This is a genomic window from Candidatus Nomurabacteria bacterium (genome assembly GCA_020632075.1).
GTDB lineage: Bacteria > Patescibacteriota > Minisyncoccia > Phycocordibacterales > UBA918 > OLB19.
In genome coordinates this window covers 377,137-401,423 of the sequence record JACKGH010000001.1, presented here as the reverse complement: position 1 = coordinate 401,423, position 24,287 = coordinate 377,137, and the positions used below count along the sequence as shown (strand labels likewise).

15 protein-coding genes are annotated in these 24,287 nt (G+C 49.5%); 13 read left to right on the top strand and 2 right to left on the bottom strand.

Annotation, left to right across the window (positions count from 1 at the left end; genetic code table 11):
• Nucleotides 1-355: 355 nt before the first annotated feature.
• Nucleotides 356-2,248 carry a hypothetical protein gene (locus H6786_02005; GenBank protein ID MCB9816146.1) on the bottom strand — a complete coding sequence of 631 codons (1,893 nt, stop codon included), beginning with the start codon at nucleotides 2,246-2,248 and terminating at the stop codon, nucleotides 356-358.
• A 192-nt stretch (nucleotides 2,249-2,440) separates the two neighbouring features.
• Here H6786_02005 and H6786_02000 point away from each other — a divergent pair, with 192 nt between their 5' ends.
• Nucleotides 2,441-8,581 carry an FG-GAP repeat protein gene (locus H6786_02000; GenBank protein MCB9816145.1) on the top strand — a complete coding sequence of 2,047 codons (6,141 nt, stop codon included), beginning with the start codon at nucleotides 2,441-2,443 and terminating at the stop codon, nucleotides 8,579-8,581.
• 125 nt (nucleotides 8,582-8,706) lie between these two features.
• Here the strand turns inward: H6786_02000 and H6786_01995 are convergent, their stop codons facing one another.
• Nucleotides 8,707-10,206 carry a UDP-N-acetylglucosamine 1-carboxyvinyltransferase gene (locus tag H6786_01995; protein MCB9816144.1) on the bottom strand — a complete coding sequence of 500 codons (1,500 nt, stop codon included), beginning with the start codon at nucleotides 10,204-10,206 and terminating at the stop codon, nucleotides 8,707-8,709.
• A gap of 127 nt (nucleotides 10,207-10,333) precedes the next feature.
• Here H6786_01995 and H6786_01990 point away from each other — a divergent pair, with 127 nt between their 5' ends.
• From H6786_01990 to H6786_01935, 12 genes are all read left to right on the top strand, one after another.
• Nucleotides 10,334-10,711 carry a hypothetical protein gene (locus tag H6786_01990; GenBank protein ID MCB9816143.1) on the top strand — a complete coding sequence of 126 codons (378 nt, stop codon included), beginning with the start codon at nucleotides 10,334-10,336 and terminating at the stop codon, nucleotides 10,709-10,711.
• Nucleotides 10,712-10,864: 153 nt separating this feature from the next.
• Complete coding sequence (locus H6786_01985) at nucleotides 10,865-11,263, top strand: hypothetical protein (GenBank protein ID MCB9816142.1); 399 nt, start codon at nucleotides 10,865-10,867, stop codon at nucleotides 11,261-11,263.
• A gap of 121 nt (nucleotides 11,264-11,384) precedes the next feature.
• On the top strand, nucleotides 11,385-12,398 hold the full coding sequence (locus H6786_01980; GenBank protein MCB9816141.1) for a rod shape-determining protein: 1,014 nt from the start codon (nucleotides 11,385-11,387) through the stop codon (nucleotides 12,396-12,398).
• 346 nt (nucleotides 12,399-12,744) lie between these two features.
• Entirely contained in the window at nucleotides 12,745-13,446 is a 702-nt protein-coding gene (locus H6786_01975) for a hypothetical protein (protein MCB9816140.1), read from the top strand.
• A 129-nt stretch (nucleotides 13,447-13,575) separates the two neighbouring features.
• A complete protein-coding gene (locus H6786_01970; GenBank protein MCB9816139.1) occupies nucleotides 13,576-14,286 on the top strand; it encodes a hypothetical protein in 711 nt (236 codons plus the stop codon).
• 148 nt (nucleotides 14,287-14,434) lie between these two features.
• Nucleotides 14,435-17,203: a DUF87 domain-containing protein gene (locus tag H6786_01965; protein ID MCB9816138.1), complete on the top strand. Its 2,769-nt coding sequence runs from the start codon at nucleotides 14,435-14,437 to the stop codon at nucleotides 17,201-17,203.
• Nucleotides 17,204-17,219: 16 nt separating this feature from the next.
• Nucleotides 17,220-18,773 (top strand): hypothetical protein, encoded by a 1,554-nt coding sequence (locus H6786_01960; GenBank protein ID MCB9816137.1) that lies wholly within the window; start codon nucleotides 17,220-17,222, stop codon nucleotides 18,771-18,773.
• 63 nt (nucleotides 18,774-18,836) lie between these two features.
• Nucleotides 18,837-20,690: a hypothetical protein gene (locus H6786_01955; GenBank protein MCB9816136.1), complete on the top strand. Its 1,854-nt coding sequence runs from the start codon at nucleotides 18,837-18,839 to the stop codon at nucleotides 20,688-20,690.
• Between the two features lie 18 nt (nucleotides 20,691-20,708).
• Nucleotides 20,709-21,311 carry a hypothetical protein gene (locus H6786_01950; GenBank protein ID MCB9816135.1) on the top strand — a complete coding sequence of 201 codons (603 nt, stop codon included), beginning with the start codon at nucleotides 20,709-20,711 and terminating at the stop codon, nucleotides 21,309-21,311.
• Between the two features lie 46 nt (nucleotides 21,312-21,357).
• Nucleotides 21,358-21,900 (top strand): ribosome recycling factor, encoded by a 543-nt coding sequence (gene frr, locus H6786_01945; protein ID MCB9816134.1) that lies wholly within the window; start codon nucleotides 21,358-21,360, stop codon nucleotides 21,898-21,900.
• A 3-nt stretch (nucleotides 21,901-21,903) separates the two neighbouring features.
• On the top strand, nucleotides 21,904-23,004 hold the full coding sequence (locus H6786_01940) for a site-2 protease family protein (protein ID MCB9816133.1): 1,101 nt from the start codon (nucleotides 21,904-21,906) through the stop codon (nucleotides 23,002-23,004).
• Between the two features lie 4 nt (nucleotides 23,005-23,008).
• Nucleotides 23,009-24,274, top strand: a complete 1,266-nt coding sequence (locus tag H6786_01935; protein ID MCB9816132.1) for a prolyl-tRNA synthetase — start codon at nucleotides 23,009-23,011, stop codon at nucleotides 24,272-24,274.
• Nucleotides 24,275-24,287 lie beyond the last annotated feature (13 nt).

Here is a 24,287-nt window from a genome sequence, read left to right as displayed (position 1 = left end):
GGGAAAAATAAAGAGCGGCGATTAGTCGACCACTCTCAAATTTTTAATTCACTCAGTCGTCTCCAGTGATTCCCCAAGGTGGGGCAGAGATTGGAGTGAAGAGGAATGTTATATATCCGATTGTTAACAGTACTGTTGCAGCTATTCCTACGATTAGGATAGAAGATGGTCCTGATAAGACCGCCAAATACGTGATAACAGTGCGTTTTCCGAATATTTGAGGCCACAACTCCCAGAGTATGGCTGAAACAAGCAGATGTAGAATTGTGTACACAAGTAGCATGACTTTCCTCCATCAGTACCGTACAGATGACCATCTGCACATTACCACGTGATTTAATGAGCGTAAAGTTAATTACACGATTCTCTCTGGATCGATCTCGACCTTTACATACGGCGGAATAGTGCGTAGTGTCGTGAGGATAGTTTGGAATAATGCTTTATCGCTGGCTGGTACACGAATAAGCCCGTGTCGCTGGGTTTTGCTGTAGGTAGAATTAGGGTTGTTGTAGTACTGGATCGGAAAGGCTTTAAGGGTTTCTCGTACTGGCTTTTCGAGTTCAAGTGCAGACTGAGCAGTACCAACCCAGGTAAGCAGAATGAAGATGTTGAAGGGTGGATATTGCACCATTTTTCGCAGTGCGATCTCGTCATCATAAAAACGTTCCACCGCACCGCGTGTCGCATGGATGAGGAGGTTGTCGGTTTCGGTACGTGTCTGTATCAAGACTTCTTTTGAAGTACATTCGCGCAAGCGGAGTAGTAAACGAAAGAGTGATTCGTCAGCGCGCCAGGTTGGAATAGCTCTCGCTGCATCGAGTGAAATGATCGCACTCACCTCAACACCTTGGCTTAAGAACGGCAGTGCTATCTGGGTGCCTATCAGTACACCGCAGCGCTTCTCAAAGAATTCCCTGGCCATTTTTTCAGCCTGCTTTGGTGTGCTGGCGGTGGTGTTGTCCATGATAGTTACGTCGCAGCTCGGCATTTTGCTTTTCCACTCATCGTAGACTTGCTGAATGCCGATGCCGCGTTCGCGCAGGCGCCATGAGCCGCACTTCTCGCAGACATCTGATGCGCGAACGCGGCGACCCGACGTACTCGAGACAAACCAGCGTTCTTCCTCGCCGTTTTTGTTTGTGCGAACTAGTGAATACGGTGTGTTTGAGTCAGGGCAGCGGAAAATAAGACCGCAGTCGATACAGGCGACAACCGGCGCGAGGCCACGACGAGCGGCATAGAAAAAGACGTGGCCTCGCGCCTCAAGCGCCCGCTCCACACTGGTCACCAACTCATCAGAAAACAACTGAAACGGCACGTCAGGTCGCGGTTTATCCTTTTGTTTGATGATCGAGAGTGGCGCGGTGAATGCAATTCGCTTCGCTTCTTCGCCATAAGTAAGATAGATCTCTTCACGGCGCCGCACTTCGTCTTCAGTGCGATGTACGGTATCACCGAGTACGATCGAGCGTCCTGCTTGCTTAGCAAAGGTAATGAGCGCAGTGCGATGATCCAGATAGGGGCGTTGACGAGTCACGTAGTGATTGCTGGCTGCTTGCTCAATGACGATCGTCATGAGATCGATACGCTCTAGATACGCGTGTGATGGGGTGGTAATGATCAGCTTTGCAGTCGTCGTATCGGCGAGTTTTTGGTATGACGTGTCTCGTTGTCGCTTCGTCTGGTTCGGTGAAAATATGATCGTGCGATCACTAATACCCGCACCTAGTTCTTTTTGCGCATAGGTCACATCAACGGCGGTTGGTACTACGACCATGATCGATCCTCGATGTGCGAAGGTGGTGCGGATGAGGCTTTGATATGCTACATATCGTTCATCTACTCGAGCTGTCAGGAGTTGTGGTGTGGTCTCTTCGCACTGTTGCATGAACTCACTGCGTGGGTATGGTCGACTGCCATTGCGGATGTCTGGCGGGAGTAGTCCAAACAAGATCGCCCCGACCGAGGCGGGGTAGTGCCTTGTTAGCATGTCAGCGGTCTTACGGATCGTTTCAGGGAGGACGGTTGGGTCTGGTTGAGTGGGAAGTTTTCGTAATGAAAAAGTGGCTGCCTTAAGAGCGGTCTTCGTACTACTGACCGGCTTGGTCTCAATGACGATCGCCGCTTGCTTTTTTCCGCGAATCGGCACTTCAATAAAGCTACCGATGGCGTAGTCTGTGCCTGAAAAATAGGAAAGTGATTCAAGCTTGGTGCCACGAATAAGCGGGGTTACTTGGATCACGAACATAGGTAGAGGACATTATATAAGCAAAAACATGAGGAGCAAAGCGACGACTAATTTTTGCTTATGCAGACGCTTAGCTAGATTCAGGACTTTAGTCCTAGTCCTGAATCTAGCTGCAGCGGGCTGCTCCAAAAGCCCTATCTTACTGTTAACTTGTGGAAAAAGATCAGGTGTTGCAGTGCTATTATTAGTGTCATGCCAGGTACAGGTACGTACCGAACGTTAATTGTGTTGGCTGGAGTAGCAGTTGTGTTTTTCGTGTTGTATCTCTCTGGATTTTTTAAACCAAATCAAGCACCTGACATCACCACCGACCTCTCTCAATTCGATCTCGTCGGACAGCGTGTCGAAGAAGACTTCTCTCAGTACCCACTGGTCTCACTCTCCGAAGAACGTACCCTCACCGATACCCTTAAAGACGGGGTAGAGATCACCTATGGCAATCAAGCGAGTACTACCTTTGCTTCACCAGATCTTAGTGAATCCCTCTCCCTCCAGTTCCCAGATTCTCTCAACGAACCTCTCACCATCACGCTCCCTGGCAACAGACAGTTCACGGTGCGACACAACACCACCCAGCCACATCGTGCGTCGCTACTGACAGCGGGTACAAACGAAGACACGGTACCGGACACACTTCGAGAAGGGAGTATGACTTGGCCTAGCGGCCCGGAGCGCTCCCTGAGCGAAGTTGTGTCCGGTGCTGTGTCGCCGCAATACCTTAAGTACACAAGCGAAGACAACCGCCTCCACACCTACTACGCCTACCAGAAAGACCAAGCTGCCGGGTACCGCAACTTAAAACACTGGACCATCTTCCAAACCGGCACTGGTCACGAAACCCAGTCATACACCTTCTCAAACGCTCACTTAACCACCAACGACCGTGGTGAGGTCGAAGTCCGTTATCTTCCGACCAACACGCCACCCGAACCGGGCGTCGAAGAAGACCTTTGGGCGAGAGCGCAGCGCACGATTGCTGCTGATATGCTGGCTGATATTGAGAACCGCGCCCCAGACCTCATCATCCCGGCTCCATACACCATTGATGCTCAAGGCAACCAACAGACCCATGAGTGGCAGGTGACCAAAGCCTCTACCATCGATCCAAATGACACCTCTGGTGACTATGTTCTTTCCGTCTCCTTTGATGTACCACTCCTTGGCTACCCAATTGCGCTTGATCCGACGCTGCAGTTTACGGCGCCGGGGGTGAGTAACTCAGGGGATGTGATTACGGGGGAAGCGACTAATAGTGAATATGGTAAGGCGGTTGCAATCGGAGACTGGAATAGCGACGGGAAGACAGATCTAGCTGTAGGGGCACATGACTACGATGATGGGGGTTCTACAGATATTGGACGAGTGTACATTTTTTGGGGTGGTGAAAGCACGGGGTATGCCGCCGATGCTCCGGTTATCATTACTGGCGAAGTCGCAGGAGATCTGTTTGGTTACTCTTTAACGAGTGGTGATGTAAACGGTGACGGGACCGACGATCTCCTGGTGGGTGCCTATAACTATGACGTGTCAAATACAGAGGGTCGAGTGTACATATGGTTTGGAGGACCGATCGAAAGTGGCTCAGCTAACACTGCTGATGTCACCCTCACAGGAAGTATCGCAGGTGAAAATACAGGAACAGCAATAGGAGTTGCTGATTACAATGGCGATGGGGTGAAGGATGTCGCGGTCGGGGCGTATGGATATACGAGCCGGACTGGTCGCACATATATTTTCTATGGACCTGTCTCGTCTGATGTTACTTCAAATGCCGATGTAGTGTACACAGGAGAAGCTGGCAACAATTTCTTTGGTTATGCGATCACAAGCGGAGACTTGAACAGCGATGGGATTGATGATCTTGTAGCGACTGCTCGTGCATACAGTGTTACTCAAGGAAGAGCCTACGTTTTTTATGGTGGTAGCATGTCGAGTTCGAGTGCCTCCGCGGCGGATGTTGTGCTTTCGGGAGGAGCTTCCAGCATGTTTTTTGGTAACTCAGTAACGATAGGAGACCTAAATAATGACGGGACCGACGATCTTGCTATTGGAGCAATTGCTGTTAGTAGTAGTCAGGGAGCAGTGTACATTTTTTACGGCGGTATGATGGTGAGCGAAAGCGCTTCTGGTGCAGACGTGACCCTAACAGGAGAATCTTCAACCAATGGACAGTTTGGCTTTACCCTTGCACAGGGAGACTTGAATGCTGATGGTAGTGATGACCTCGTTGTAAGTGCTCCTGGGTATGATGTGACGACTAATGAAGGACGAGTCTATGTTTTTTACGGTGGATCAATAATTAGCGGAAATGCAACGTCTGCAGATCTGATAATAACCGGTGAAAGTACGTCGAATTTTTTTGGATACAACGCTCTTGCTGTTGCTGATCTCAATCATGATGGCAAGGAAGACTTGGTGGCAGGAGCATATGCCTATAACTCCTCCCAAGGCCGAACCTACATCTTCTACTCTCAATCTGGCCAGGTGAACCTCGACCAGCACATCACCGGCGAGGGAACGAGCGACTACTTTGGTAAATCCTTTGCAACAGGAGATTTTAATAACGACGGTAGAGATGACCTTGCGGTTGGTGCATATTTAGACAATTCCAACGCAGGTAAGGTGTACATTTTTTACAATGATGGAGACTATACTACCTTGGCGAGTACGAGTGACGTTACTCTAACAGGAGATAGTTCGAGTAATTTTGGCGGAGCGCTCGCTGTCGGAGACTTCAACAGTGACGGAGTTGATGACTTGGTGGTTGGTGCGTCGATCAAGACAACACTTACAGGAGAAGTATATGTATTTTATGGTGGAGCTATGGTGTCAGAAGGCGCTTCAGGTGCGGATGTAACTCTGACTGGCGAGGCGACTGTGAGTTTCTTTGGCTCTTCGCTCGCTGTCGGAGACTATGATGCTGATGGAAAAGATGATTTGGCAGTTGGTGCGTTTTTATATGGTGGCTCCAAGGGTCGGACGTATGTGTTTTATGGAGACTTAGTGTCTGAATATGCAAGCACCAGTGACGTGTTATACACAAACGACGGAACAGCTGAAGCGTTCGGCTACTCTTTAGCGACGGGTGATCTTAATTCCGACGGAATCGACGATCTGATTGTCGGCGCTACAGGCTATAGTAGCAACCTTGGTCGTGCCTACGTTTTTTACGGAGGTTCGCTTGCGAGCTCATCTGACAGCTTGGCAGATGTCATACTTACTGGAACTATCGCAGCATCTGCTTTTGCGAATGCTCTTACTATCGGAGACTTCAATAGCGACGGTCGTGATGACCTCGTCATCGGTGCCCCGGGTTACAGCTCAAATCAAGGTCGAGTGTACATTTTCTATGGGAACATTCTGGCAAGTACTACTGATAGCGCTGCAGATGTGACTTTGACCGGTGAAGCTTTAAGCAGTTTTGGTACCGCGTTGACCGCCGGCGATCTCAATCACGATGGTCAGACAGATATCGTGGTAGGAGCCTGGCAATACAATACCTATCAAGGCCGCACCTACATCTTCTACAACGACGGCTCGTACCCGACTGCAGCCGCCAGCGCCGACATCATCATCACCGGAGACAGTACCAACGATGACTTCGGTCACGCGTTCATAACTGGCGACTTCAACGCCGACGGCAAAGACGACCTCGTGATTGGTGCTCCGGGCTACAACAATGGCGGCGACACCGGCCGCATCTATTTCTACGAAACCCGCGAGGACTACGCCTGGGAGATCCAGCGCTCGCCACTATCTGATGGCTTGCGGGTTGATCCGATCATGGGCTATGAGCTGAAGATTACGGGGGAAAGTGCCTCAAATCTTTTTGCAGCAGCAAGTGCGATCGGTGACCTTAACAATGATGGTAAGGATGATCTTGTGGTGGGGGCTTACTCTTACAATTCAAATGCTGGGAGAGTGTATATCTTCTACAACGACGGGAGTTATCAAACCAAAGCCGGACGAGCTGATGTGATTATCGAGGGGGAAGCTGCTACCAACTACTTTGGAGTTAATTTGGAAATAGGTGACCTTAACAATGATGGCAAAGATGATCTCGTGGTGGGTGCGACATTGTATGGTGGTACAGTTGGTCGGGCATATATCTTCTATGGAGGTGGTATAGCTAGTGGAAACGCAACCGATGCTGACGTTGTATTGACTGGTGAAGGTGCGAGTAACAGTTTTGGGTCAGCACTTGCCGTTGGCGATTTTAATGCTGACGGTGTAGAGGACTTGGCCGTTTCAGCTAACAGCTACAGTTCTGCTACTGGCCGTGCCTACATCTTCTATGGTGGTTCGATGATTACTGAAAACGCTTCTGGTGCTGATGTGACACTGACTGGCCAAGCCACCACTAATAATTTTGGAACCTCTCTAGCAACTGGCGATTTCAATTCAGACGGGGAAGACGATCTCGCGGTTGGGGCAAATACATATGGCAGTTACGAGGGCCGTGCCTACATCTTCTACGGTGGTGCAATGATCTCTGAAAATGCATCGGGCGCGGATGCGATTATCACCGGCGAAGCCGGAAATAGTTACCTAGGTGTTGTACTTAGTTCGGGTGATTTCAATTCAGACGGGAGTGATGACTTGGTAGTTAGTGCACATGGCTACAACTCTTCCCAAGGCCGTGCCTACATCTTCTACGGTGGTTCGATAATTACTGAAAACGCCTCTGGTGCTGATGTGACATTGACCGGTGAAGCGACTAGTAACAGTTTTAGTCTTGATTTAATTTCGGGTGATTTTAATCACGACGGCATGGAGGATCTTGCAGTCGGTGCGGTTGGCTACAACTCTTCCCAAGGCCGTGCCTACATCTTCTACGGTGGTTCGATAATTACTGAAAACGCCTCTGGTGCTGATGTTACTCTCGACGGAGAGACAGGGTATTACGGACGTTACATGGCTGCAGGGGATATTAATAACGACGGTGGTGACGATTTGGTGATAGGCGCACATTTGTATAATTCTAACCAAGGTCGGTTGTATTTCTACACGACGAATGATTGGCAGGTGACCGGTGCTGCGTCTGAAGATGATCTCGGTAAGGATGTTGTTGTAGGAGACTTTAATAATGATGGAAAAAATGACTTGGCAGTAAGTGCTGCGGGATACAACTCAAACCAAGGCCGCACCTACATCTTCTATGGAGGTGTTAAACATTCCACAACCACGACTAGTGCAGATGTAACGCTGACCGGCGACAGTGGTACGGCGTTTGGAACAGCCCTAACTAAGGGTGACTTTAACAACGATGGAGTTGACGACTTGGTGGTTAGTGCTACTTCGTATGGAAGTGGTGCTGGTCGCACCTATATTTTCTATGGCGGCAGCTTAGCTGACGGTGACGCGAGTGATGCTGATGTGACGCTAACCGGTGAGGGGATACTTGGTTACTTTGGACATTCTCTTACGACAGGTGACTACAATGCAGACGGCACCGATGATCTCGTAGTTGGTGCGTATGGTTATTCAAACGGTGGTAATACCGGTCGCGCCTATGTCTTCTACGGCGGCTCAATGATCGATGAAAACGCAACCGGCGCAGATGTGACATACACTGGTGAAGGAACGAGTAACTACTTTGGAGACAGGGTGGCTACAGGTGATTTTGATAATGATGGTATAGATGACTTGGTGGTGGGGGCGTATGTATACAGCAATACCGGTCGCGCCTATGTCTTCTACGGCGGCTCGATGAGTTCTGCAAACGCTTCAACGGCAGATGTAATTATGACGGGAGTGGGTACTAGTGCGTATTTTGGTGGGGCTCTTACAGTGGGTGACTATAATGCCGACGGCAAAGACGATCTGGCGGTTGGGTCATACCGATATGATTCATTTAGTGGTCGAGTGTATGTTTTCTACAATGCGACGCTCTCAGGATCGATCTCTGCATCGTCTGCAGATGTGATATTAAGTGGTGAGGCAAGTAGTGATGATAACTTAGGTACAACACTTGCAACTGGCGACTTTGATCGTGACGGAGTTGACGATCTTGCAGTGGGTGCGTGGCGCAGCGACACCTTTACCGGAGACGTCTACCTCTTTTACGGTGATAATTTACACACCTCAGATGCAATCGACAGCGGTGTGAAGATCAGTGGTGAAGCAACAAATAGTAACTTTGGTATTTCTCTCGCAGCTGGCGACGTTTCGGGTGATGGGGTTGATGATCTGGTTATCGGTGCACACGGATATGACGATTCTTCAAATGAAGGTCGAGTGTATATCATCATGTCCGAAGCGGCGACTCGTGCACAGGGGTCGTTCAAGCAGCAAGGGGAATTGTTGCTGCGGGGGAATATTAAGTTTGAATAAAGTGCGTGGTGGTTCAGATATTATTGCAGCTCGCTGCGACCAGATCCAGACCTAGGAAATGGTCTGGATCGTGGCCAAGCGCCTGCATAAATTCGTCATTGTCGCCTTACGGCTCTGTGACTCATTTAAAACTCATCCAAATACGAAATGTCTGCACCTAAGCTCGCGAGTCGTTCTACCAATTTCTCATAGCCACGGTTGATGCTGTAGATGTTGCGCAGCACCGATTCTCCTTCAGCGCCAAGCATAGCAATGAGTAAGATAGTGGCTGGACGAAGGGCAGGTGGACACACTAGCTCAGTGGCGCGTAGCTTGGTCGGGCCGGTGATAAAGATGCGGTGTGGATCAGCGAGGACGGTATCGGCGCCAAGTTTATCAAGCTCAGTGAAGTAGATTGCACGCTTTTCGTACACCCAGTCATGAATGAGTGTTTGTCCAGCGGCTTGGGTAGCAATCACGGCAAAGAAGGGGAGATTGTCCATGTTGAGTCCTGGGTACACTGCCGGATGGATCTTTTCATGAAGTGCCACGAGCTTCGATGGTTTGGTGGTGATATCGACCAGCTTGGTGGCGCCATTATGGCTCAGGTACGGCTTAGACTTTTTACACTTAAAGCCCATCTTCTCAAGCTTGAGCAGCTCAAGTTCAAGGAATTCGATCGGACAACGAGTAATGGTAATGCTGGAATTGGTCACGATCGCGGCAGCTAGGAAGAACATACTGTCGGTCGGGTCTTCAGATAGAGTGTATTCGACATCCTGATCAATATCTTTAACCCCAGTTACTTTCAAGGTGGTAGTGCCATAGCCTTCGATCTTCACTCCAAGCTGACACAGGAAGTTGCAGACTTCCTGCACCATGTAGTTGGCAGTGGCGTACTTGATGATGGTGGTCTCCGGCCGGCCGGCGGCTGCAAAGAGTGCGTTTTCGGTCACGGTGTCACCAGATTCATACAGAATGATCTCGCCGGCCGGCCGTGGCACAGTCTTCACAACAAACGAATCCTCAGTCGCTTTAATATCCACTCCGAAGTGTTCTAGTGCAAAGAAATGCGGCTTCACCGTACGGCTGCCAAGCTTACAACCGCCAGACTGTGGCAGCGAAAATGACTTCAGGTGATGCATGAGTGGGCCGATGAACATCACGATACTGCGAGTACGCATGGCGGCAACCTTGTCGATCTTTTGTAGTTCAAACTTTTTTGGCGGAGTGATCGTTACGGTAGTGCCTTTCCATTCCACTTTTACACCAATGCTCTCGAGTACCTCGATAATGCGGTGTACCTCTTCGATGCGTGGCATGCGGTGAAGGGTGGTGGTGCCTTTATTGAGGAGTGATGCACACAGGAGGCCGACTGCACCGTTTTTTGACGTGTTGGTCTCAATGGTGCCGGTGAGTTTTTTGCCACCACCGATCCGTACATTGACGGTACCAGGGGAGAGGGTGATGAGATTTTTCCCGAGAGCCTTGCTGATGCGCTTCAGCATATCAGCACTGACATTTTGTCTGCCGGCTTCTATGCGAGCGATCGCACTCTGGGTGGTTTTGATCTTTTTGGCTAAGTCTGTCTGCGTGAGGCCGAGGGTCTCGCGGACGTCGGCGATGCGGGTTCCAATGTGTTGCATAGGTAATCAATATAGCATATATGCTATGATAGATGCATCGATACGCACATTGACAAAATACAAATTTATGATACAAATAGTACCGAATAGAATTTTGTGTTTCAAGACTACCTAATAAGGAGGAGTCATGGCAAACGAATTGGATCTGTCGGTGGAAACCGTTAAGATCGGGCATCAAAGGGTTATCGGATCGGTGGCGCGAGAAGTGTGCCGTGCGGCACATGCTTTCATGTGCGAGCGAATTCGTGACGAGTACACGTTTCTTTTGCGTTTCGCTGAAGGAGAAGGAAAGGTCTTGATCGAGGTGCTGTACTATGCAGATCTTTCGGCGGAGGAAGGAGAATCCGTCGGCAAGGTCGTGGTCCAGTCAGATGCAGTGGAAGAAGTGTTGAATAAGGTGGCGGTGTCGGCGCACGACATTTTTCACGCGAAGGAATGGCAAACCACCTATCGATCGACCATCGATGGGATGTATGGTTTTACGCTTTCTTTGCCAAGGAAGTAAACACGTTATGGTTGTTCTATGGGCGCGCCGCTTGCGGCGCGCTTTTTGTGTAAAAGCTTTTTCACTACATGACACACTTTTGCTTTTCTTGCTTCTGCTCGCAGGAGGTGTATCCTGTCCGCAGATCGTGTTTGGATACTTGACGGGGGTACTATGAAAATAGCCATTCAAGTTTTGACCATTGGCGCACTGATCTCGGTGATCGTGTGTCTCGGGATACTTGCGCACTATGGAATCTACTATGGGGAGTTGTTGAGAGAAAAGATCCCGTACTACGAGAGACTCTGGCAGCGGGGCGCAGACAATGTGAACGATATCACTGACAGCATTGTCAGCTTCAGCAAGGTCATGGAACCGATGTCTGAGTCGTTTCCTGGCCTAGTAGTCTCGGTGGCAGATATGAATCTCGCAGTCCAGCGTATGGAGGTAAACGTTAATAATATGTCACACTCAGTGGGGTACATGGGACAGGCGGTGCCAGCGCAGATGGGAGTGATGAATCGGCAGATCAACAATTCCATGCCGTGGTCAAGTTTTATGCCGTTCAGGTAGGACTGCGGTGATGTCTGCTGCGAAAGTCATTTGGGCGCTCACAAGGTGAGCGCCCGTCATTTTTTAATAGCAAAGCGAGTTGTGTATTTGTTGAAAACCGGTACTATTGTCGATACTAAACATGTTCGGCAACTTTACACCAAAAGTGGGGATCGATCTTGGTACGACCAATATTCTCGTGTTCGTGCCCGGGCAAGGGATCGTGCTCAATGAACCATCGGTGGTGGCAGTGAGTGATGATAATAAAGTGCTGGCAGTCGGTTCTGAAGCGAAGCTCATGATCGGTCGTACGCCAGAGAGTATTCGCGCCTATCGCCCAATGAAAGACGGAGTCATCGCTGACTACCGGGTGACCGAAGCAATGCTACGGTACTTCATGCGTAAGTCGATGAGTAAGTATCACCTGTTTCGACCTGATGTGATGGTGTCGGTGCCGGCCGGAGTAACTTCTACTGAGCGGCGCGCGGTGGTGGAGGCGGCGATCAAAGCCGGCGCCAAGAATGCGTTTGTGGTGAAAGAGCCGATCTTAGCTGCGATCGGCGCCGGAGTAGAGATCTATGAGCCACAAGGACATATGATCGTCGATATTGGTGGCGGCACGATCGATGTGGCTGTCATCTCGCTTGGTGGTATCGTGGCGGCCAACTCAGTGAAGTGTGCGGGGAACCGTATCGATGCTGCGATCGTAGACTATGTCAAAAAGAGTCGCAATCTCTCGATCGGTGAGAAGACTGCAGAGGAGATCAAGATCACGATCGGTTCAGCGTTGCCGCTTGAAGAAGAACTTTCTATGGAGATTAAAGGACGTGACATGCTCTCAGGCTTGCCACGCACAACTGAAATGAGGAGTAATGAGGTAGTGAAGGCGATCGGTAAAGAGCTACGAGAGATGGTCAAGGCGATCAAGGATGTGTTTCAGAATACTCCACCTGAACTGGCGGCCGACATTATTGACGGCGGCATCATTATGACTGGTGGTACTTCGCAGTTGCGTAATTTTCCTGAGCTCATCCGTCGTCGTACTGGTGTAAAGGCGCAAGTGGCTGATCAGGCACTCTTTTGTGTCGCAAAGGGAACCGGTATCGCGCTCGAACATCTCGATGTATACAAGCGGGCGGTGTTGTCTAAAAAGTGATGCTTGAACAAAGGAGTGCGTAAGCGCGACTATGTGCGACCAAATTTTTAGGGAGTGATAGCGACCATAAAAATGGAAGTGCCCTGGTGGCGAAAGTATGCAGGCGCTTAGTCAGATTCGACCTGCCTAGGGAGAATATGACTGCAGCGAGCTGCAAAGGAATGCTGTTTCGTTGTTTCTTGGAGATTCCTGGAACTGGTCAAACGCTCACATACTATTCTTTTTACATCAGTAGTACATTGTCTTTGCCAAGATCTGCCGGCCCCTTCGGGGCCGGCCGTTTTCTTGCAAATCAAATTTGTCTCGCTATAGTACACAAAGGTGTACAAAGGCGGAGGTTACTAAGATGCACGATATTTGCGATCGTCCATCATTGTCCGAAAAATATGCAGCACAGTTTCCTAGTGATGCTTTGCTGACAGAGATGTATGGTCCTGAAGCGGATCTGATTGATCGGGAATTTCAAGATCGACAAAGGATCCTAGCAGAACACCAAGTGGGTGTGCTGGTCACTGTATTTGGTATGAGTGATGTCGCGATCGCACACGCCATTGATATAGGTGAGATTGAAGCAGCTGTGGATGAAGACGGTGTGCCAACGTTGCGGTACAACGAATCGGTATTCAAGGCTCATTGTCATCCGTTCAGAAGGATCAGACGACTCTTCGATCAGTTGTTACGAAGTGGCCTGATGCATATTATGCGGGCCAACTTACTGCCGGAGAATGCTGATTCTGATATCAAGAAGATCTTTATCTTCAAAGATGGACAATTCGGTGAAGTGGTGCGTTTGCGCGCTGCTGAAATGTATGGTTTGGACCTCGACATGCCTTCTGATCAGCGGCAACGCTTGCGGCAAGAGTTCGCTTCATGGTGCGTAAGTACGCCATTTTACGCAGATTGGTGGTGGCGCTGGGTGGTGGCCGACGATTCGGTCTGGATGGAGGTTGACCCAGATAAACTGGCTGAAGAACAGCTCATCCGCGCGAGAAAAAAGAGTCATGATCCGTTTCGAGAGTCTCTCATCTTCACTCCACTAGAGGAGTAATGGTATGCAACCAGGTCATTTGACCTGGTTTTTTGTTGTGGCCGGCCCCTTCGGGGCCGGCCGGTTCCTTGCAAAAATAATCAGCAGAGCTATAGTGCTCTCGTACAGTTCTACACAAAGAGGTGTGAAATGACTGATCAACAAGATGATCTTCACGAGCAATACATAAAAGGGTTTCCGAGTCAGGAATTCTTCAATCAGCACGTTGCGCCACACGAAGATTTTGTCGCTATGCGACTCGACGCGTGGCAAGAACGCCTCAGTGAGGGAGGGATCGGTGGTCTTATTTCGCACGCCGGTGACATCGAGGAAGCACTTAAGTCGGGACTGATCGAACAGGTGGGGACGACCGATCTGGCTGGCCCAATGCGAATCAATGAAGAGCGATTTCGTGAGCTTGTTGATCCGTACGAGGATATTCGTGAACTGATCGATGGTGTGTTGCAACAATCCGCAGTCGCAGATCTTCAGGATTATCTCATTGATGCACTTGAAGGGACCTTTGATCCGGCTGATGGTGCTCATGTCGATATATTCATCGATGGTACGTTTTCTAACGAAGTGAGACGGTATCTGGCCGAAGAACTCGGTAGCCAAGATCTGTTTCCTGATGATGTCGCCGCGGAAGCCGATCTCTGCAAGGAGTTTGGTCAGTGGTGCCAGGACGGAAAGCTTGATTGGCAGCCTTGGTACCGGTTTGTGGTCGATGGAAATTCGATACGGGTGGAGATCGTGCCTGAGAGAGGGCAAGCCTGGGTAGATAATGAGAAGGCACGCAAGAGTCAGAATACACACGTGCGAGCTGTTCCAGTCAATGACCCCTGGTTGGATGATCTCTAAGATTTCTCCTCACCAAATTAGAATGCAGTAACAGGCACGTGATGTGCCTGTTTTTTATATTTTTATAGGCCGGCCGCGAAGCGGCCTGCCAAAAAGACGGGGGATTGTCTCTCTGTTTCATACCCAAAGTGCGGTACTATAGTAGGTAATGCAGGAAGGGATTCCACAAAAATTTTCGACTCCGGAGGAGGAGATCGCTTTTTTACGTCAACAGATCGCCGCAAAAGAACATGCGCTTCTTGAGCGTTCAGCTGAAGTTGATCAAGCCGATGTCGAGACGCTCGGTCGGCAGCAGCTGAATGAATATGTCAGCTTTACTCCTAAAATGGTACTTGAGCCAGAGTTTGAGCTTCAAGGGCAGGACCTGGCTGAGTCAGTTGAGACAGTGACTACCGCCAGCGATCCGGTCGATGAGATCATGCAAATGGTGCCGGAAAAGGGGATTCGAAATGTACTCACCGTACTTGATAAGGTGACCAATGCCTATGTGATCGATGAGGTTCATCGTAAACTCATCGAGTACATCAGTACAGGAGCGCAGGTTGGCGACTTGAAAGAGGGTGTGCCGCCATGGCATGTGCTGCACATGACTTTGTATGAAGTGATGCTGCCGGCAAGAGAAAATGCCGATGGTCGTGATTTTCAGCTCTCTGAACTCATTGGCACGATGGAACAGTTGTTGTCGGGGCTTCGCACGATCGGTTCTGCAAAGAGTGGTAATCATTTTGTGCTTGAGATCGCTGTGGCAAACGATAGTGATGACATTATCTTTTATGTTTCAGTGCCAAATGAATTCAAGTCGTTGTTTGAAAAGCAGACACTTTCTCTTTTCCCGTCAGCAATTTTGACCGAACAACCACACGATTACAACATTTATGTTGATGGTGGACATACGCTCGTCGCGGACGTTGTTTTAAAGAAGCATCCGATCTACCCGCTTAAGATGGTTGATGAATTTGCGACCGATCCGCTGGAAGTGATCATGAATGCGTTTTCCCGCATTGAGCGATCAGGCGGTGGTGCTGCGCTCCAGTTTGTGGTGCGATACCCAGGAACGGACTATCGTAAACAATACGACGGGATCGTCCGAGCGATCGAGAAGGGAACAAAGACCAGCGAGGCGATCTCGCGCAGTACGTTCTCTGGCGAGCTGCTTGCTTCGGTGAATGACCTTTTCTTTTCAGGAAAAAAGAAGCCTGGTGAACTCGAAGAACCAAAGGAGATCGATACAAAAGCGATTGAGATGTTCCGCAAGAAACTTAACACAAGTTTCCTTGAAGTGAATATTCGGATCGTTGTCTCAGCCGATGAGCTGTCTCGCGCAGAGCAGATACTCACAGAACTAGAATCAACGTTCAATCAATTTGACAATCCTGACGGCAATCAGTTTACATTTGTAAAGCAGACAGGTATCCATGCGCGGCATGCACAACGTGCCTTTTCGTTCCGGCAGCTATCACAAAAATCCGTCCTTCCGTTGTCATTGTCTGAATTGGCGTTATTAGTCCACTTCCCAGGTGATGGTATTCGTTCGGCTCCACAGTTCAAGCAGTCGCACACTAAGACGGCGCCGGCACCGAATGATATGCCGACGGAGGGTACGCTGCTGGGCGTCAATAAACATCGCGGAATTGGCAAAGAAATATACGTGACTGAAAAGGATCGCATGCGCCACTTCTATGTGATCGGACAGACAGGTACTGGTAAGTCGGTCTTTTTGCAGAACCTGATCGTCCAGGATATCCAGGCTGGAGCGGGTGTTTGTATGATCGATCCACACGGTAATGATATTCAGGACGTGTTGGCGGCGGTTCCTCCAGAGCGTGAACAAGATATTATCTACTTCGATCCATCACACCTCGATCATTCGATCGGGCTCAATATGCTGGAATACGATCCAGCTAAGCCTGAACAAAAGACCTTCGTGGTAAACGAACTACTCTCCATTTTCCAGAAGCTTTACGGTGCCAATCCAGAGAGTATGGGGCCGATGTTTGAGCAGTATTTCCGTAATGCAACCATGCTAGTGATGGAAGACCCGGCTAGTGGTAATACCCTCATGGATATCGGTCGTGTGATGGCTGATGCACAATTCAGGCGACAGAAGCTCGCGAAAGCAGCCAACCCAGTAGTGGTGCAATTCTGGCGAGAGATCGCTGGTAAAGCGGGCGGGGAAGCGTCGCTAGAGAACATCGTGCCGTACATTGTCTCAAAGATCGATCCGCTCACTGCCAACGACTACATCCGTCCGATCATTGGTCAGCAGCAGAGCTCATTTGATTTCCGTCAGTTGATCGATAGTCGTAAGATCCTCTTGGTGAATCTCTCGAAGGGGCGACTTGGTGAGATCAACTCCAACCTCATCGGTATGATCATTGTGGGTAAGATCCTTATGGCGGCATTGTCGCGCGTGGATGATCCGAGCATGAGTTTCCCGCCGTTCTTCTTGCATATCGACGAATTCCAGAACATCTCAACTCCAGCGATCGCGTCTATCTTGTCTGAGGCACGTAAGTACAAGCTCGGCTTAACGGTTGCGCATCAGTTTATCGCACAGCTTGACCCGGTCATTCGAGATGCGGTGTTTGGTAACGTTGGTTCAATGACCGCATTCCGAGTGGGTAACGACGACGCTCAAGCGCTCGAGCCGCAATTTGAGCCGGTATTTTCTGCTGCTGATATTATGAATACGCCAAACTACAACGCGGTGATGCGTGTGTTGGCGAATGGTACGCCAACTATTCCATTCAGTGTTGCTACGATGCCACCGCCAGAAGGAGATAAGAGTAAGGTTGGCCGCCTTATTGCTGAGAGTTATAGTCGCTATGGTCGACCACGAGACGAAGTTGAATCAGAGATCACTGCTCGATACCGGAAGCCTGTTCCGCCAGTGCCACCAGCACCGCCAATGGGGTAGAATGCAGAATATACATATGCAACCTAGATTTGAAGATATCGCCACAACAGTGCCGCCAGAAGAAACTGGTGCTATTGGTAATGAAGAGTCTGATCCGGGTACACAAGAACTCGACCTAAACAACGCTGCCGATCTGGACCGGTTTGTCGAGAGCGCTGAGGACGTGTTTGCGGACGCTGTGCAGTTTGAAGAGTTGGCCAGAAATGAGCAGTTCAGCAGTTTATCGATCGAAGACATTACTGGGGATGAGATCTATAACATCCTGTATGAGAAGCTTGCGGAATTGCAACAGTTAGTCGAAGTTATTCGTTTTGAAGTGGTGCCGTCTGAAGATGAGGTGAACGATACACAGATCGACCAATTGCAGGGCTTGTATGACGACATGATCCTACTGCGGAATCATGTCCGGAGTACGTATACTGAGCTGTCGGAAGAGCCTGAACAATTTGAGGTGTCAGAGGAAGCGGTGGAAGCAGTGCTGGCGACTGAGGTTCCACTACGGTCTATAGAAGACGAAGCTACAGAGGTCGAGGTGCATGTTGTTGCGCCTCAAGAACCTGTTAAAACACCAGAGGTTGTATCAGAGGAGGTGGAGACGGACGCTGCACCTGTCATAGAGGGAGAACCTTCAGTCGAGACAGTAGCCGAGAGTGAACAGTCTGAGAGTGTGTTTGCTGAAAAGTCAGAGTCTGCGCTTGAGCCTACAGAAGCAGTGTCTCCACAGCCGATTGAAAGTACGATTACTCAGTCAGAGGCAAAGTCAGAAATGCAAACGAATGTAGTGCCTTTTCCTTCGTCTAAGCAGCGCTCATTTGCCGACGCGCCTGCCTTCAAGCATGTTGAGATGACTATTCGTGGTGGTGATCATGAGCCACAGTCTATTCAATTTCATGTGGCAAAAGAAACAGAAGCACGGATCCGAAAACGTCAACAGCGGGAGGGAAGAAAACTCTTCTCTTTCATGAAGCGAAAGTCACCAGAGAATCAAAAAACTGAAAAGATAGAACGACCATTATTCACCCCTGCGGTGGTTACCGCACAACAAAAAGAACGCAATCGTTCACCACTTGCTGCGATAGAGCGACATGATCCGATCAATCGTTCAATTCCAGGGTTACAGCCAAAGATCATTGGTGCGGATGTGCTGTATGAAAAACGTTCGCTGAGTGATGAGTATCTGAGTGACGTGCGCTATCAAGAATACATTCGTGAAACGTACACTTCACCAGCTGCCTTTGAACGTCTTTTAGATACATTCATTACACAGATCGAGGGTAATGCAGTCGATCGGTTGGAGCAGTGGCTGGAGGAAGAACGACCAAGTACGTTTGAATATTTGGCGGACATGACTGTAGCGGAAGTAGAAGGTCTTGCAGATTCGCCAGATGTGCGGCAGCTGCTCGCTCGAGAAAACATCAAATACGAAACATTCCTCGACTGGGTAGATATGATCGATGAAATGAAGGATCTGGTGCAGGTAGGGTCGGATATGACCTTTGCTGAATTATTTGCAAAGTCGATGGTTGAATCAAAGATGCAGTATGGTCCGGAGCTGCAAGAGGTGGCTTAATTCACAGTTTTTACACTAACAATTTGAGTTACTTTGTGAAAAGGATGGTATTATAATTTACATATGGCGAACGATAGTTCTTTGCGTGGTGACGCGGTGGCGTTTGACCTTGATTCACAAGCAGGAGTGACACATTTACTGGCCTCAATTCGAGCGTCAGAATTTGGTCATGAAGAAAAAAATGAATTACGGGACCTGGTTCTTTTGTATGTTAATGGTGGTCGAGACACAACAGTTCGCAATTCTCTTGAGCAAAAACTATCTGGATACGGCGTTGCACCGGTAGCTTTATCAGTGGTTCAACAAGAACAGGCAATGTACGATTTTGGTGCATCACGACCAGCACCAGCTTTTCCTGTATCGGCAACATCAGTTCCACAATCTGTTCCCGCTCCGGTCACTCCACCTGCTGCGCCAGTTGCTCCAACGCCTCAACCAGCTCCAGTAGCAGTTCCAACGCCTGCCCCTCAACCAGCACCGACTCCAGTGGCACCACCCGCTCCGGTCACTCCACCTCCAGCTGTCCCGGTCACTCCACCTGCCCCTCAACCAGCACCGACTCCAGTGGCACCACCCGCTCCGGTCACTCCACCTGCTGCGCCAGTTGCTCCAACGCCTCAACCAGCTCCAGTAGCAGTTCCAACGCCTGCTCCTCAACCAGCGCCAGTGGTACCACCTGCACCTGCTCCAGCTCCAGCTGTCCCTGCGCCAGTAAACTACGATGCAAATCAAAGTCTCCAGCGAATCCGTGAGATCAAAGCATTGGTGAATGATAAGGTCGGCAATCCTGTTAATCTCGTAGATATTGATAATGCTGTTGGTCGTGAGTACATGGCTGCGTTGCTTGATGCGATGAAAAAGCTGAATGACGGCTCATCAGCAATTTCTGCAATGCAGCGTCTTGAGGCGGCATATCTTGTTGTGGAGAAGACTATCGCAGAGCATAGTCAAAATGCAGCAGCAAAACTTGCTGCAGAGCCTGCCTCTATGTCCGCCCCAGCACCACAAGCTCCAGCTCCGGTTACCCCGCCATCTCCAATGCCTGCTCCTGCACCAATGCCGCCAGTTCCACCAGCAGAGGAGGCCCCAGTTCCTGCGCCAGTTGAAGCAACAGACGAAATAGTAGACGAAGATTCTTCAGCTGATATTGAGCCATCGATACCTGTTCCACCGCCTGCAGAAGAACCACCTCTGCCGCCGCCAGTGCTTAAGGACATCTTAGCTGAAGCGCCACTGCCAAAACCGCCGAGCGAGGAAAAGGTTGCTGTAAAGTCTGATGCGCCGATGGCCATGTCAGATGTTTCGGGTTTTGAAATGAGTAATGTGCCGATGGCAGAGGAGAAGCTAGTACCGCCACCAGCCGGTAAACCAGCGCCAGTACCAGCGAGAAAGTCTGATTCAGAGATCGAGTCAGCTTGGGGTCCGGCAACAGATACGGTTCGCCCGGCAGTAACAGAACCTGGAGTTCCATCAGTTCCATCAGCTCCACCTACGACACCGAAGCGAGTTGCCTCGCTGGCAGAAACTAAAGAAAAGCTCAAGACCCCATCTGATCTGCCTGATGCAGCTGCAGTCGAGACTTCTTCTGTCGCGGGCGATCCTCTGTTCACTAAGGAGGTTGATACTGGTTTGGATCAGCTTTTGTCAGAGTGGAAGTTGTTTAAGAAGAGCGGTTTGTTTGGAACTGGTCCGAAGGGAAGAGAGCACCCACTCTTTAAGAAGATCGCAGGGTTACAGATCCCGCTCTTGCTTGCCGGTCGTTTTGAGGGCGCTACGCAAGAGATCAAGCAGAGTATCACTGACTACATGAATGGTTGGCGCTACGAGCAGGGAATTATCTACAATCAAGGTGAAACCTTTGAACACTATCTTCGCCGTGTGATCCGTCACATTCTTGATTTGCAAAAGAAGAAGTAACCAGCATAATGTACTGGTATGAGTATGACTCACCATGCAGTTTTGCTGCGAACAGTAACGGTGGCTGATCATGAATTGTCGCCGCCAGAGAAAGTTGAGGTGCAGGATGTGTACATCGAGCGATTTGGTATTGATGATGCTCGCCAACTAGTTCGTACTGCCTCACAACGACCAGCCGAAGCGGCTGAGCAGTTGCTTATTGTACGAACAGAATTCATCACTCATGAGGCACAGAACGCTCTCTTGAAGATACTTGAGGAGCCACCAGTATCTACTCGATTCACATTCATTGTCCCTAGAGATTTTATGATGCTCGATACGCTTGCGTCGCGAGTAAGTGAGGTGCAGGGTGAAAAGGAGGAGGGGTCTACTGAGGTGTTTGACTCGTTTATGCAGTTGTCATACAAAGACCGTATTACAAGTATAGAGCAAGCCATGAAGCAAAAGGACACTGTGTGGCAACGAGCCATGAAGCAGGGTTTGATCAGGCACATTGAAAAGGGAAGGGTTGAGTCGTCTGCGCTTGAAACGCTTGAGTTCGCAGCGCGATTATTACTCACGAGAGGGGCGGCCAATAAAATGCTTCTTGAGCAGGTGGCGCTCACACTTCCCGTTCGATAGGAACTGTGTATAGTGGTACACTGAGAATAATTTAATGTAAGTAGGTATGGATTCAGATAGTAAGAAAAGATTAGAAGAAGCAAAAGATTGGTTGCAGAAAGAATACGCAGGTATTCGGACCGGACAGTCGAGCCCAGCACTCCTTGATGGTGTCCGAGTGGAAAGTTACGGCTCGCTTATGCCGCTTAACCAAGTGGGAAGTGTTGGTATTGAAGATGCGCGAACCCTCCGGGTGTCTCCCTGGGACGCAACTCAAGTGACTGCGATCGAAACTGCGATCCGTGACGCAGATCTTGGTGTGTCTGTGGTAACTGATTCAAGTGGCTTGCGGGTCATCTTTCCAGAGCTTACCGCAGAGCGCCGTGAGCAGCTCTTGAAACTTGCAAAGAGTAAGTTAGAAGACGCTCGGGTGACCGTGCGTGCTATTCGTGATGATTTTATGAAAGCGATCGATAAAAGTCATAAAGATGGTGACATCAGTGACGATGAGCGATTTGCTAAGAAAGAAGCAGTGCAAAAAGCGATCGATGCTACTAATAAAGACCTTGAAGCACTCGCTGCTCAAAAGGAAACTGAATTGAAAAAATAGCCCATGTCTATCATTATTTTCTTTCTCGTACTTTTCGTACTCATTCTGGTTCATGAATGGGGTCATTTCATCACTGCCAAGAAGACCGGTATGCGGGTTGATGAATTTGGTATTGGGTTTCCGCCGAAAGCCGCAGGCTTTCGGCGTAAAGGAGATGAGACTGAGTACACATTGAACTGGCTTCCGATCGGTGGGTTTGTAAAGATCTGGGGAGAAAATTATGAAGACGTAGAAGATGAAGAGAATGCGAAAGACAAAGACCGCGGCTTCAGTGCAAAACCGAAATGGGCGCAGGCTCTGGTGCTGGTTGCGGGCGTAGCAATGAACATCATCTTTGCGTGGTTTTTGTTTGTGATCATGTTCATGGCGGGGGTTACTTTGCCGGTTGAGGAATCAAAAGCTTCTGATGAAGCTGTGCTCTATGTGGCTGCGGTACAACCAGACAGTCCGGCAGCAGTACTGCCGCCAGCTACGACCATTACCGCAATTGAGTACAATGGGCAGTTCATTGAAGGTCCTTCTGCGAGTGAGTTCAGTACAGCGGTTTCTGAAGCGGCACCGAATCCTGTGCTAGTGACATACAAGACCAAAGAAGGAACTGAAAGCGTTGAGCTCACTCCACAACAAGGACTAGATCAAGATGATCCAGAAAGATATGTTGTTGGTGCTTCCCTCTACATGCTCGAGACGCAGCAACAGTCATTCTTCGCATCTCTCGTAAGTGCGAGTAAAGCGACCTGGTATGGCCTTACGGGGATCATGTCCGGATTGTGGCATCTGATCAGTCAGGCGATCGTTGGCGATGCTGACTTCTCGCAGGTGACTGGACCAGTTGGTATCGTTGGACTTGTGGGTGACGCTGCTTCAGAAGGTTTCATTAAACTACTTGAATTCACTGCGATCATCTCACTCAACTTGGCGGTTATCAACCTATTGCCATTCCCAGCACTCGATGGCGGCCGATTGGTCTTTGTGGTAATCGAAGCTGCCACGCGCAAGCGGATCCCGCCCGAGTGGGCAGGGCGTGTCAACCTGGTAGGGTTTGCGCTCCTAATGCTCCTTATGATAGTAGTAACGTACAAGGATATTGCTAATTTGCTCTAGACGTATGCGACAAACACAACTTTTCACTAAAACTCAAAAAGAAGCTCCTGCTGATGAGCAAGCGAAGAACGCGCAGTTGTTGATCCGGGCGGGGTATTTGCATAAGGAAATGGCTGGTGTGTACCAGCTCTTGCCGCTCGGCTTGCGGGTCGTTGAGAAGATCAAACAGATCGTCCGCGAAGAAATGAATGAGATCGGCGCTCAAGAAATGCTGGCAACCGCGATGCAGTCAAAGGAAGTGTGGGAACGTACTAACCGTTGGGACGATGAGATCGTCGATGTGTGGTTTAAGTCAGACCTTAAGGCTGGTGGTGAGATCGGCTTTGGCTGGAGTCATGAAGAACCTCTCGCGAATATGATGCGTAATCACATCGCGAGCTACAAAGATCTGCCAAAGATGATCTATCAGTTCCAGAATAAACTTCGTAATGAGTTGCGTGCCAAGAGTGGTATCATGCGCGGCCGCGAGTTTTTAATGAAAGATGCGTATTCGTTTGCTGACACCGAAGAACAACATGAGACAATGTACGAGGCGCAGAAGCAAGCATACACCAAAGTGTTTGAGCGAGTGGGTATTGGTGAAGATACGTACGTGACCTTTGCGGCAGGTGGTGCGTTCACCGAATTCAGTCATGAGTTCCAGACAATATGTGAAGCGGGAGAAGATATTACATACATCTGTAAAGAAAAGGGGATCGCGATCAATGAAGAAGTACTTGAACAGGCGAATCTAGCCGAGCTGGGTGTGGCTCGAGAAGAGCTGGTCGAGACCAAGACTGCAGAAGTGGGAAACATCTTCAACTTCGGGCGACACAAAGCGGAAGATGCTGGACTTTTTTACAATAACGAAGCTGGAGAACGTACAGCAGTGTGGATGGGTTCTTACGGTATTGGCGTCACTCGTGTGATGGGCGTGGTGGTGGAAAAATTTGCCGACGAAAAGGGGGTGGTCTGGCCAGCATCGATCGCTCCATACCAAGTGCATCTTGTGGGCCTTAATTTGGAAGACGAAGAGATTCGTGACTGGGCAGATGGTATCTATGCTGCACTAAAGAATCGAGGAGTCGATGTTTTGTTTGATGATCGTGATGCACGGCCAGGCGAAAAATTTGCAGACAGTGATCTGATCGGTATTCCATACCGCGTCGTAGTGAGTCGAAAGGGGAAAGAAGCTGGTACGTTTGAAGTGGTAACCCGCGCAACTGGTGAAGTTCGTAACCTTACCGAGGAGGAGCTGTATGCAGACTTTGCTTCAGAGAGTATTGACTAATTATTTATAAGTG

Coding starts and splice junctions, on each gene's coding strand:
- H6786_01980 (MCB9816141.1), top strand. CDS start 11,385: ATGTTCGGCAACTTTACACCAAAAGTGGGGATCGATCTTGGTACGACC.
- H6786_01955 (MCB9816136.1), top strand. CDS start 18,837: ATGGCGAACGATAGTTCTTTGCGTGGTGACGCGGTGGCGTTTGACCTT.
- H6786_02005 (MCB9816146.1), bottom strand. CDS start 2,248: ATGTTCGTGATCCAAGTAACCCCGCTTATTCGTGGCACCAAGCTTGAA.
- H6786_01940 (MCB9816133.1), top strand. CDS start 21,904: ATGTCTATCATTATTTTCTTTCTCGTACTTTTCGTACTCATTCTGGTT.
- H6786_01950 (MCB9816135.1), top strand. CDS start 20,709: ATGAGTATGACTCACCATGCAGTTTTGCTGCGAACAGTAACGGTGGCT.
- H6786_02000 (MCB9816145.1), top strand. CDS start 2,441: ATGCCAGGTACAGGTACGTACCGAACGTTAATTGTGTTGGCTGGAGTA.
- frr (MCB9816134.1), top strand. CDS start 21,358: ATGGATTCAGATAGTAAGAAAAGATTAGAAGAAGCAAAAGATTGGTTG.
- H6786_01970 (MCB9816139.1), top strand. CDS start 13,576: ATGACTGATCAACAAGATGATCTTCACGAGCAATACATAAAAGGGTTT.
- H6786_01985 (MCB9816142.1), top strand. CDS start 10,865: ATGAAAATAGCCATTCAAGTTTTGACCATTGGCGCACTGATCTCGGTG.
- H6786_01990 (MCB9816143.1), top strand. CDS start 10,334: ATGGCAAACGAATTGGATCTGTCGGTGGAAACCGTTAAGATCGGGCAT.
- H6786_01935 (MCB9816132.1), top strand. CDS start 23,009: ATGCGACAAACACAACTTTTCACTAAAACTCAAAAAGAAGCTCCTGCT.
- H6786_01965 (MCB9816138.1), top strand. CDS start 14,435: ATGCAGGAAGGGATTCCACAAAAATTTTCGACTCCGGAGGAGGAGATC.
- H6786_01975 (MCB9816140.1), top strand. CDS start 12,745: ATGCACGATATTTGCGATCGTCCATCATTGTCCGAAAAATATGCAGCA.
- H6786_01960 (MCB9816137.1), top strand. CDS start 17,220: ATGCAACCTAGATTTGAAGATATCGCCACAACAGTGCCGCCAGAAGAA.
- H6786_01995 (MCB9816144.1), bottom strand. CDS start 10,206: ATGCAACACATTGGAACCCGCATCGCCGACGTCCGCGAGACCCTCGGC.